Source organism: Microbacterium sp. NPDC076911 (assembly GCF_040687125.1).
Classification (GTDB): Bacteria; Actinomycetota; Actinomycetes; order Actinomycetales; family Microbacteriaceae; genus Microbacterium.
Window position 1 is genome coordinate 32,563 of sequence record NZ_JBFBMP010000004.1, and the last position, 10,851, is coordinate 43,413.

The 10,851-nt window shown below is 60.5% G+C and carries 11 protein-coding genes; 7 read left to right on the plus strand and 4 right to left on the minus strand.

Features of this window, described 5'->3' with window-relative positions; genetic code table 11:
- Positions 1-158 precede the first annotated feature (158 nt).
- Positions 159-842 carry a hypothetical protein gene (locus AB0O81_RS07120; RefSeq protein WP_363582694.1) on the minus strand — a complete coding sequence of 228 codons (684 nt, stop codon included), beginning with the start codon at positions 840-842 and terminating at the stop codon, positions 159-161.
- Between the two features lie 124 nt (positions 843-966).
- On the opposite strand from AB0O81_RS07120, the gene AB0O81_RS07125 reads away from it, so the two are divergent.
- From AB0O81_RS07125 to AB0O81_RS07145, 5 genes are all read left to right on the plus strand, one after another.
- A complete protein-coding gene (locus AB0O81_RS07125; RefSeq protein ID WP_363582696.1) occupies positions 967-1,170 on the plus strand; it encodes a hypothetical protein in 204 nt (67 codons plus the stop codon).
- Positions 1,171-1,262: 92 nt separating this feature from the next.
- A complete protein-coding gene (locus AB0O81_RS07130; protein ID WP_363582698.1) occupies positions 1,263-1,502 on the plus strand; it encodes a hypothetical protein in 240 nt (79 codons plus the stop codon).
- A gap of 112 nt (positions 1,503-1,614) precedes the next feature.
- The gene (locus tag AB0O81_RS07135) at positions 1,615-4,185 is read left to right on the plus strand and encodes a hypothetical protein (RefSeq protein WP_363582700.1); all 2,571 of its coding nucleotides are present in this window, start codon (positions 1,615-1,617) and stop codon (positions 4,183-4,185) included.
- A 2-nt stretch (positions 4,186-4,187) separates the two neighbouring features.
- A complete protein-coding gene (locus AB0O81_RS07140; RefSeq protein ID WP_363582702.1) occupies positions 4,188-6,254 on the plus strand; it encodes a DNA polymerase in 2,067 nt (688 codons plus the stop codon).
- A 24-nt stretch (positions 6,255-6,278) separates the two neighbouring features.
- Positions 6,279-6,512 (plus strand): hypothetical protein, encoded by a 234-nt coding sequence (locus AB0O81_RS07145; protein WP_363582704.1) that lies wholly within the window; start codon positions 6,279-6,281, stop codon positions 6,510-6,512.
- A gap of 891 nt (positions 6,513-7,403) precedes the next feature.
- Here AB0O81_RS07145 and AB0O81_RS07150 read toward each other — a convergent pair.
- Positions 7,404-8,465 (minus strand): site-specific integrase, encoded by a 1,062-nt coding sequence (locus AB0O81_RS07150; RefSeq protein WP_363582706.1) that lies wholly within the window; start codon positions 8,463-8,465, stop codon positions 7,404-7,406.
- Positions 8,466-8,611: 146 nt separating this feature from the next.
- Between AB0O81_RS07150 and AB0O81_RS07155 the strand changes: the two genes are divergently transcribed.
- Positions 8,612-8,896 carry a hypothetical protein gene (locus AB0O81_RS07155; protein ID WP_363582708.1) on the plus strand — a complete coding sequence of 95 codons (285 nt, stop codon included), beginning with the start codon at positions 8,612-8,614 and terminating at the stop codon, positions 8,894-8,896.
- A gap of 46 nt (positions 8,897-8,942) precedes the next feature.
- Entirely contained in the window at positions 8,943-9,383 is a 441-nt protein-coding gene (locus tag AB0O81_RS07160) for a prevent-host-death protein (RefSeq protein ID WP_363582710.1), read from the plus strand.
- Between the two features lie 204 nt (positions 9,384-9,587).
- On the opposite strand, the gene AB0O81_RS07165 is transcribed toward AB0O81_RS07160, so the two are convergent.
- Complete coding sequence (locus AB0O81_RS07165; RefSeq protein ID WP_363582712.1) at positions 9,588-9,911, minus strand: hypothetical protein; 324 nt, start codon at positions 9,909-9,911, stop codon at positions 9,588-9,590.
- 136 nt (positions 9,912-10,047) lie between these two features.
- Entirely contained in the window at positions 10,048-10,467 is a 420-nt protein-coding gene (locus tag AB0O81_RS07170; RefSeq protein WP_363582714.1) for a hypothetical protein, read from the minus strand.
- Positions 10,468-10,851: the final 384 nt, after the last annotated feature.

Below are 10,851 nucleotides of genomic sequence, written 5' to 3' on the forward strand. Positions count from 1 at the left end.
GGTAGGACCACCGATTTATCCCCCTTATCCCCCCTCCTGCTGGGGTTGTCTTGTATATCAAGGGAAAACGGTGGGGGATGGTGTGTGGGGATCCCCCTCTTTTGGGTATTTCATCCCCCTTCATCCCCCCCCATCCCCTTATTTGACGCTTTCAGACGCTATCTCGGGTCCTGCTCTGCCTGAAGGTCCCGCAGCAGCTCCAGCTCATCCCTGCGTTGTTCTTCCCGCGCTTCAGCTCTTGTCTGCAGGTACCCCTCTTCTCGGGCCCGGGCGATCCAGTAGACCGCCGTCCGTGGCGCGAGTCCCAATGAGGCCGCTACCGCGTTCGGTGCTGTTTCCCTGATTGCCGTCGCGAGGCGGTAAATGACTGCCGCGTCCGCGAGCGTGGGTTTCGCAGATTCGCCTGTGACCTTGCCAATCGACCCCGGTGTGATAAACGCCGCTGGGTGCGCGTCAAGCTCTTTGTTGTCGATCTTGAATGTCCAAGGCAACACCCACCTCGCGATGCGGAGGGGTGGTATCTCGCGGAGCCTAACTGTTGTGACCTCCAGCTCGCCATTCATCCGCATCCCGATGTCCTGCACGAGGTACTGCCCAAGATCCTCGTTGTAGTTCATCTCTATGTACACGTTTGCGTGGAGCGAGTCCCCGCTCAGCTCGTCAGCCCTTCTCAGCGTTGGGATGTTTTTGAGTGGCCCTGTGGCGGTCACGGTGAGCGGTGCGACTACCCCCGGTGTCAGCTCAACCGCGTTCATGCCTGGAAACAGGTTGAGGTTGTCTGCTGCATGAGGGCTAACCTTCCAACCAGACTTTGCCGGGTCGGTCATGAGTGTTGTGCGCATGCTTTCGACCTTACTTCTTCGTGCCTCGTCGCTTCGGGGTTGGCGGTTCTTGACATCTATTTGTAAGTTTTGGCCAAATCTGCGCAACTTCGTGTACTGTGGAGATATGACCCAGGAGGACAGCATGGCCAATCAAGAACTCACCGACGACATTCTGCGGGAGCCTGAGGCCGCGGTAGTTGCCCGCGAGAGTGCGCGCACTTTCCGCCAGCGCCGCTACGACGGGACTGGCCCCCGCTACCTGAAGATCGGCGCCCGCGCTCTGTATCGCCGCTCTGCGGTCCTCGAGTGGATGTACTCGCACGAGCGAGCTTCCGGCGCAGCCTGACCTGGCTGCGTTGGGTGTACCCAACAAGACCTAGACCATTACAAGAAGAGTCCCGTTGCAGCTGCCGCTGCACGGGATAAGGAGAAACTCCCATGACAAACATTTCGAATCCGCCTACAACCTCCGCTGACGTTGCGCAGTCCTTGAAGGAGTTTGGCGAGCTGAGCGGTGCGTTGGTTGCATTACTTGCCGGCCGTGCCGTCAGTAATGCACGGATGCTCGTCTTCGATGGAAATCGCCGGTCCGAGGGTAAGGCTGCGCTGATTGACCTGCTCAAAGCGGTTACCGCGTCGAGCAACGATGAATCCTCGCTGGTGGTTTCGACCAACTAGCCGCAACAAGTGAAACGCCCCGACCGAGGTCAGGGCGTTTCAACAAATCATTTTCCACACATTTTCATTCCGTAGCGGCTGCACACCGTTACCGAACGCAGAGGCGAACCCCTTGACTACTATTCTACCGAACAACGTCGGCGATGTCGACACGAACCAACCCCCGTCCAGTGTGACCGATCGCCTGCAGTGCGTGGCGGCTGGTCGCACTTTAGCCCCTGAGCACGAGGCTGAGCTATACGCCAGCGCAATCCCGCTTTCCGTGGCTCACTCGCAAGGTGTGCACACGGCAACCGTGCGTGACGAGTTGCCTGCGGACGCCCGATGGATTCATGACGTCCACGGTGGCGCGGTCCTCCCGGCCATCGTCTACCCCATGGTGCAACCGGACGGGACTGAGACCTGGCAGGTCAAACCCGCCGCGGGTAGTGTCACTGACAAGAACGGGCGCTCACTTAAATACGTCTCCCCCGGCAAGGACCATAACCCGCCACGACTGACAGTGCTGCGCGAAGTCGATAACCCCGACTTCGTTCTCATCGTCGAGGGTGGCAAGCAGGCGCTGGCGGCGTTGGCATGGGCTCCGGAGAACGTATCGATTTACCGGATCACCGGAATTTGGAGCTGGATGGTCGCGGGCGAGGACGGCTCGTCGGGTGCACCCACTCCGCTTCTCAGCGTCGTACTTGGCCATCGGGTTGTCATCGTCGCTGATGCAGATGCCAAGACGAATATCAATGTCTTCGACGGTGCGAGCGCGCTTGGGGAGGCGTGCCGAGATTTCGGAGCGTCCTCGGTCAAGTTCCTGCGGTTCCCTGGGGCGGAAAAGGACGGTCTTGACGACGCCCTGGCTAGCGTGGCTGAAGGGGATCGGCGTGCGCTCGTGGAAGCCTGGATTGACAACGCAAAGTCGAAGCCTGCGGACCTTACTGCCGTCCGGCAGAAGTCGATGCGTGTGGAACTCAGCCGTAAGCGGAACTCGGTGAACGATTCTGCCGATTCGGGTGGTCGTGTGACCGTTGATGTCGACGGTGATCAGGGTGAGGTGGCCCGCGCCCTTCTTGCCGCTCTTGTTGCGAAAAGCCCTGCGAACGGCGTGTACAACTACGCCGGTGGGATGGTGCGCGTCGTGCGAGAGCGAGATGTGTTTGGCAACGCCGGCGCGCTTACGATGGAGCCGCTCACCCGTGCGCGACTCCGGGTGGAACTGTTCAAGGCAGCGGCGCCCTCGACGTACTCGAAGTCAGAGGGTGCGGCCTCGCCTGCACCTCTGTCGGACGCCCTCGTCGATATGGTTGCGACCTACGCGTGTGAGCTGCCTTTCCTCGCCGGTATCGTACGCTCCCCCATCGTGCGGCGGGATGGATCTATCTGCAGTGTCTCTGGTTTTGACGAGAAGACCCATATGATTCTCGACCTTGCCGACGATATTGAGGGCTTCACAGTCCCGGAACACCCGACCGCCGCGCAGGTACAGGAGTCTGTAAAACTCCTCCGCGACGACCTCTTCGCGGCCGATGGTGCGGACGGGTTCGATAGTTGGCCGTGGGCTATGAAGGCTGATCAAACTCACGCGATCGCCGGGTTGGTCACGCCGTTCCTACGCGATGTCGTTAGTAAGGTTCCGATGCTTATCTTCAATGGGATTCACCGTGGTGTGGGTAAGGGTGAGTTGATCTCAGTGATCTGCACTGTTGCGTACGGTGCACCCGTTGCGGTTGGCGTGGCTCCACGCACCGACGACGAAATGGGCAAGCGTCTCGTTTCAAGCTTGCTTGCTGGCTCTGACGTCATCGTTCTCGACGAGATTCAGAACTCGGATGGTTCGTCGCGGATCGATTCACCCACGTTGAGTTCCGTGTTGACCTCCGAGATTTTTGAGAGTCGCAAGTTGGGGGTCTCCGAACGGCTGTCACTGCCTGTGCGTGCGACGTTCTTCGCCACGGGTAACAACGTCAACATCCCGGGCGACATGGTTCGTCGTGTGTACACCTGCCGTCTCGCATCCGACCGCGCCGACCTCGAGACTCGCGACAACTTCCGCCATGACCTCGACACGTGGGTTGCAGACAACCGCGCTGAGCTTCTGCGCGCCGTTCTGATTCTCATTCGTGCGTGGTTTGATCTCGGACAACCCGAGGCACCTAAGACATTTGGGTTCAAGTCCTTCAACTCGTGGCAGCGCGTCGTTGGTGGGATCCTTCACTCGGCCGGGATTGAAGGGTTCTTGTCAAACCTCCTTGAGGTTCGCGCAAGCGCAGACAGTGAGACCGTTGACAACGTCGCGCACCTCCAATGGCTCGAAGAGGCCTTCCCGGTGGGTACGAGGTTCAAGTGCGCCGACGTCCTAGCCAAGATCAAGAGCGACGTTGAGGCGGCCATGCCGTACGGGATGGCCCGTGATGACGCTGATAGTAAGAAGCTCTCTGCCCACTACCGGGGAAGTCCCCGCTGGTTCGGTGACCTCCGAATCAAAGAAGACGGTAGGTTCTCGGGGCACGTCAAGGCGTTCGTACTTGAACGACTTTCCGCTGTCGCCCCCGCCACGCAGGCACCCGCCCCCGCGTCTGTTGTATCGCCTGGCGAAGCGATTTCGACAACGGACCGGCGCGGCTTTAAGAACTCCGTGGCCCGCGTCAACAAGCCCGTAGCTGGCCCGACAATCGCAGAGATCGAGGACTAAGCGTGGAGATAATTTACCTTGACCTTGAAACAGCCGATGCGGACGAGCTCTACACCTGCGGTGAGGGGTTCGTCCGTCTCGCGGGCTACGCAATTGGTAACGGGCCTTTAGTCACCACCACTGACATTCCGGCGCTCGTTCGGTTGATCTCGCAGGCGGGCCTTGTCGTGGGGCATAACATTCTTTCGTTCGATCTGCCGGCGTTGGAGCGCTACTACGGGCTCGATCTCGCAAAGTTGGTGCGTGAGAAGCGTGTGATTGACACTCTGCTCACGGTGCGTCAGAACGATCCGCCGCTTTCGAGCAAGGTCGACAGCCGTCGCTACGGCCTTGACGCGATCGCACAGCGCCTGGGCCTTGGCGGCAAGCTCCCTTCCGGCGACGGTGGCTCTGTGTTAGAGGCACTTCGTGCGGAGTACGGCGGCTACGACCGAATTCCCGTCGACCACCCGGAATATCTGCGCTATCTCCGAAAGGACGTCGAGCTTGTTCGCGAGTTGGCGAGAGTGCTGCGGGTTGATGACTACCTGTTCCGCGAGCACGAGGTCACTTACCGTCTCAATCACATCACGAAGCATGGATTTCGCGTCGACGTGAAGCTGGCGCAACGGCTTGTGGGCGAGCAGGGCGTTCGGGTGCTGGAGCACAAGCGCGCACTGCACGAGCGCTACGGGCTGCCGATGGAAGGAAAAAGGCCTCACACGACGAACGCGGGCAAGGAAGCGCTCGAGCGGGCGTTCCGAGACCTCGACGTTGAGCCGATCCGCACTTCGAAAGGTGCGCTGGCGACGGGAAAAGACGCGTTGTGTGAACTGGAAGCCCGTCATCCGGCCAATGACGCTCTGCTGGAGTTGTGTGGGACGCTTCGTGCTTTCAACGGCGAACGCTCCACCGCGCAGACGATCCTCGACAACACCGGACCCGACGGCCGGGTCCGCCCCAGCGTTGCGGCAACGCAGGCGACCGGACGTGTCAGCACGACGAAGCCGGGTCTGTCCGTGATGGGAAAGCGTGATCGTGGGAACGTGTGTGAGAGAGCCCTACTCCTGGCCGACGAGGGCCACGTGCTCATCAGCGCCGACCTGTCGCAGATTGACGCGCGTGCGATGGCCGCGCACAGCCAGGACCCGGCGTACATCAGCGCCCTTGAAAAGGGAAAAGACATGCACTCCGAGATGGCAGCCACCCTGTTTGGAGAGGAGGGTTGGGATCGCAGTGCAGGGCATCACCCTCGACGAGATGACGCAAAGGCGATCACCCATGCAACCACATACGGGATGGGTCCGGCCTCGATGGCTGGCCGTGTTGGAATTAGCGAGACTGAGGCCGCGCATCAACTGGCACTGCTCGAGGTGAAATTCCCAGCGCTTGCATCGTTCAAGCGCGCGATTCGTGAAGAGGCTCGCGCCCAAGTCATCGAAAACGCCTTCGGGCGTCGGATGCGAGTTCTGCCTGGCAGGGAGCACACGCAGGCACCTGCGCACGTCGGCCAGGGCACTGCACGCGACCTGATGATGGAGGGTGTTCTCCGCCTGCCGGACTGGCTATTGCCGTGTCTCCGAGCAATCGTCCATGACGAGATCGTGCTCTCGGTTCCTATCGAGCGTGCCGACGAAGGTGAAGCCGCTGTGCTCAAGGCGCTGCAGTTCGTGTTCACCATCCGTGACGGGGCGACCCCCGTGCCGGTCTACGCCGAGAAGTCTGAACGGGGTCGCGACTGGGCGGACTGTTATCGGACCGAGAAAGCGAACTGGCCCGAGGTCGCACGTAGCCACCGCGAACTCCCCGACTGCGATGACACTGCCTGCACGTGGCACGTCAGTTCGCCCGCTCTCGCCGGGGCGTATCGAGCCCCCATCACAAAGCCCGAGGATGCGGATGCGCCTCGGGCTTTGCTGTTAGCTGACGGGGACGTCGAACCAGGTGAACGGGTGATGCTTCGCGAGAAACCCGGGCAAATCTGGGCGGTCTGGTGTGATGACGAGTCCCCACTCCCCCCACCTGAACAATTCGTCGAGGGTCAACCATACGAGATCCCAGTCATCGTCGCCGGGAAGATTGAGCTCTGAGCCGCCCGCAGAACCCTTCACGGCTTGCGCAGGCCGAGCGGGGATCATCTCGACGAACTCGACTCTCGCATCAGCCTCGGCCTGAGCCTCGCGCAGCGCGAGCACAAACAGCAGTTCGTCAATGAACGCGCCGTTTCGCTGGAAAGGAAGGATTCCTGCTTCGATCTCCTGTGCGAGCTTGTTACACCGGTCTTGGGTGTGAGCTACCCACGCGCGGTTCTCCCCCACATGAAAAAACACGCGTCGGTCGATTTCTGAAAAGGGTGTGGTGCGGAACACTGGCTGCTCTTCCGAACCGTCGAGCAGATGGTCGATAAACGAGTCTGCCCAGAATTCCAAGACTCCCCCGACGGCATAGGCCTGTCGAGGAGTTAGGAAGGCTGAATCCTTCCACACTTGCGTATAAAGCTTTGCTTGGGTGACTTCATGTGGCTCGACCATTCTCCGATACTGCCAGGTAATTTAGTCCCTCATCTGGGCACTTTTGAGCTGGATTCTCAGTTCCCCGCTCGTATATGAGGTGAAGTGGGGCTGATCTTTTTTGGCCGGTGATTTCATCCTCGAACGCGACGCCTAGCCGCGGCGTAACGAGACCGCGCGTGGTCATCTCAATTTCACCCGCGGGTGAAATTGGACGCAGCTGCGTAATAGTGCGGGTAGTTTCCGGTCTCATAGGTGCGCGTTCCTTGTCGAGGAGGGCATACCACTCTGCGTGGTCCACCCGGCCGGCTAGAAATCTGCACGTAGCCAACCGGGCTTCCGGAGCACGCCGATCCCCGCACACAAACCCTTGGAGTAACTTATGTTCAGACTTCTCGCCTTCGCTTCGATCATTGTCACTGTGATTGTCGCCATTGTCATTTGGTCCGCCGACGGGTTCAGGGTCAACCCGTGGGGTTCGATCCTCGGTCCGCTGTGGTGTTTCATGTGGGTCGGCTTGTGGATATGGCTCCAGAACATCCGCAACGCAAGCCTTGACCGAAAATACGCGGAGCTTGCGTCCCGCCCCTGCTCCCAATGCGGGACTGCCAGCCAAACTACGCACCGCGTCTGCGCAAACTGCGGTCGCGTGAAGCAACACGGGCTGTAACGACCTTCCGAAGCTTGATTTCGACCTCGGAGTCATGCTCTCAGCCGTCGGAAGTGACTCTAGACCTGTGGTGACGCACACGCCGGCTGGATAACCGCGTCCTCGAACGGGACCCCGATCCGCTCCACGGCCTCACGTCGGGCTGAGTGACCTCGGCGGTCGTAGCCGGCCGTGGTTGCCGGGTTCTGATGGCCCAACACCTTGCTCACGGTCGATAGATCGGCGCCGCTGTTCAGCAGGTCGCCGGCGAAGGTGCGCCGGAGATCATGCGGGGCGACGTCACCACCGAACCTGCGTTCCACGATCTGCGCGATCGCGTTCGTAGACAGCCTCTTTCCAATGACCGCCGCCCTTGGCTTCGTTCGAGTCATCGGGTTCAGCAATGGTCCTGGGTCGCCCCCTCGCGCATCCAACCACGCTCGGATCGCGCGCCTGACACCTGGCGCCAGGGGAACGTCCCTGACCACACCACCCTTGCCTCGCACGAGCAACGTCTCCTGGTTGCTATCCAAGTCGGCAACATCGGCGCCGGCGGCTTCGGCACGGCGGAGCCCTCCGCCTACGAGCAACGAGATCAACGCCGCATCACGTCGAGCCGTCGGCTCCGGGTCACTCGCCAGCTCATGAAAGACCTCCCGCAGCCGATCAGCCGGCACATGGCCTCTCGCCTGCTTCTCCTCATCTCGGACAGCTTTCTCGGGGCGCAGCGCGTTCAGCAGCGGCGTCGCCTGGTCGTGGGTGAGGATCCCTGCGTTCAGTGATTCCCGAAACACAGCGCGCACAGAATCGCGCATCGCGTTGCGCGTCGACACTGAGCTCCAGCGGTTCCGGATCGCTCTGTCCATCGCCTCCGCTGTCGGCACACTCATACCTGCCCAATTCGATGACCACGCAATCATCGGGTCGGTCACACGGGAGTCGGCGGCCATCACTACACGAGCCAGTCGCTCCAGGCGCAGGTGAGCGGTCTTGTCGGAGCCACGGGATACCGTCAGCGCAACTGATCGATCGATCCGTTGTGGTGACGCAGAGCGTGCGTCGGCGAGAGCACCTACGACAGCGGCTCTTGGTACGCGGTTTTCGGGCGTGCTGCCGGTTCGTGTGACGAGGGCGAGATCCATGACTCAATTGTCTCGAATTGGGTGGGCGATAAGATACCTTATCGCCATACGTTTGCTGACCTATATATATGGAGAATCCCATGACCGAATGGCTGAACTAGACTCAGCTCGGCTCGCTGTGCGACAAGTCTGCGAGTGAAGTCGGCATGGCCTTCTCACTGCTGGGATACCAAACCCGCGACACGAAGCGACCATCCCCCGAGATGGTTGACCGTGAGCTTTGCTACGTCAGAACCACTGCGGCGTACACGCAGACGCTGTGGGCACCCGAGGTTGCAGACATGACACGTGACTTCGACACCAGCGAGATGCGCCGCGTCGAGAACGCTCAGCGCACAGCTGCTGAACTGGTCATCCGCCGGGTGACCACTTTCCCGTTCGAGGTCGATTCGACCAGAACTAGCACCCGCCCGTCCACAAAGGCATCGTGACACGTGAAGGCTAGACTTCCGAACACATTCCGAATAGCCTGCACCCATGTCACTCCCGCGCCCTGCATCCTCCCCAACTCGACGTTCGTCGGATCTGAGCAAGCACTCCGCTGGCGTCTTCGCAGAAGCAGAGCGCGGTCAGGTCATCATCACTCGCCGAGACGGCGAGTCCATGGTGCTGATGTCCGAGCGCGAAGCCGATGCCCGCGCTCAGCTCCTGAAGTTCGCGGCTGACCTGATCACGGTGACTCTTGACGACGAAGGAAGCCTCGCCTCGCGCATGGGTCGCAAATTCGAATGGATGCTCGCCCTGTCACAGACTGACCGTGAGCAGTGCGCTCAAGATCTCGTCGACGCAGCACGCGCTTCGTTCTCAACAGGACAGCCCCACCTTGCTATTGCTGAACTGACTTCTTGGAGAGAAACAGCAACGGCGATCGCAGCCGGCCTGGTAGATGCTCCCGTCGAATGCTTCGACTCACATTGAAGAGAAATTGAAGGCGGTCGAGTCATCGTGTGAGACTCCCCGCCCAGGCCGAGAAAATCCCCCGTGTGCGCATCGAGGATCACCCGGTAGTCACCCACACTCAGTCGCCACAATCGCGGCCAAGACGCACCGCGATATGGGGCGGTCAAGCTTCTTGAGTCTTGAGCGCCTTGGCGAACCGGGGAGCCTAAGCCAGCCGATAGTTCATCCGCTGTCCGTTGCGTCGCCAGTAGCCTCCGCCTGCTCGTCGAGGTATTTCGACGACAGCAGAGCGGCCGCCCCCGCGGCGTCGAGAGCCAGGATCGTGTCATCATCGACCCCGTGATCCCGTAGTGCCTCTATGAGGAACAGTGGCACGGCCTTCTTCGTGTCCGGCTTCGAGGGTGAGCCGCGATCGGGAATCACTCGCTCATTGACGCAGGACCAGAAAGCGTTAGCAGTGACTTCTAGCTGATTCTTGAGAATGTGAGACCACATGCTCGTTGCGTAGTCCGTCTTGTCGACAGGCTTCGAGATGCGTGTCCGCAAGATGCGACCATCCCAAAGGCCAAGTTCGTACGTTCGATGATGCTTCACTGGTTTCCCAGTGGCTCCGCGAACCAGTCTCCATCCCTCGTTCTCGCAGAACTGGTCGTGGTCCTCCCGTGTAGCAGGAGGGCGCTTGTCACTCACCGCCGCGCCTGAACCACTCACGAAGCTCGTCATCGGTCGAGAGCTTAACTAGTTGCACGATCGCCCACTGCTGAGAGTGGTTGGGGGCGTGTTGCAAGCGCTCCTCCCAGTCATCCGCGTACTCGCGCAGCGTCAGCGCTAAGTCGCCGAGGGCGCCTTCAATGTCCGCTCCCTCCGAGACGAAGGGGCGCTCGTCCATCAGCGCGATGACGCGACCATCCTCGCGCATCAGTCGAACACGTGGTGACACGGTGCGGAAGAAATATTCACGGAGACGTTCCGCGGGCACCACGGCAGACACCTGCTCATCACGACCGACGGTTACGGTGATACCTCGGGCGTTCGAATCCAGAACATCCTTTAGGTGCGCACGGGCGTTGGTAAAGGTCGGATAGTCGACGACGATCGACATGGCTAGTTCCTTTCGGCAACGTACATCAAGTACGTCGTGTACACGATACTACGCGCGGAGTGCAGGCGGCCAGCCGTCGCTGACAATTGCCCGACTCCTCGCAGCTTCTTAGGCGTTGAAGGCCAGAAAGTAGTGCTTGAGTAAGCACACACCCGGCATCCCAACCAGACGAAGCGGTGCTTCACTCCTCAACGGCACCGCCTCATTCTCTCGGGTGAACCACCCACTTGTGAACTAGCCTGCGCGAAGGGCCCAACCCTTACGGCCCTAAGTGCGTCTGCCAACAAAACCAAACCGTTGGATGCGCTCCGTCCATGTGCACTGCTCGGAAAAGATGCCGTTCGCTCGCGAGCGAACTCGTCGCATCTGGGATTCCCAGGGCGT

Bases quoted from the DNA above. Each gene is read 5' to 3' on its own strand.
- AB0O81_RS07125 (WP_363582696.1), top strand. From the start codon at position 967: ATGGCCAATCAAGAACTCACCGACGACATTCTGCGGGAGCCTGAGGCC.
- AB0O81_RS07130 (WP_363582698.1), top strand. From the start codon at position 1,263: ATGACAAACATTTCGAATCCGCCTACAACCTCCGCTGACGTTGCGCAG.
- AB0O81_RS07120 (WP_363582694.1), bottom strand. From the start codon at position 842: ATGCGCACAACACTCATGACCGACCCGGCAAAGTCTGGTTGGAAGGTT.
- AB0O81_RS07160 (WP_363582710.1), top strand. From the start codon at position 8,943: ATGTCACTCCCGCGCCCTGCATCCTCCCCAACTCGACGTTCGTCGGAT.
- AB0O81_RS07155 (WP_363582708.1), top strand. From the start codon at position 8,612: ATGGCCTTCTCACTGCTGGGATACCAAACCCGCGACACGAAGCGACCA.
- AB0O81_RS07170 (WP_363582714.1), bottom strand. From the start codon at position 10,467: ATGTCGATCGTCGTCGACTATCCGACCTTTACCAACGCCCGTGCGCAC.
- AB0O81_RS07150 (WP_363582706.1), bottom strand. From the start codon at position 8,465: ATGGATCTCGCCCTCGTCACACGAACCGGCAGCACGCCCGAAAACCGC.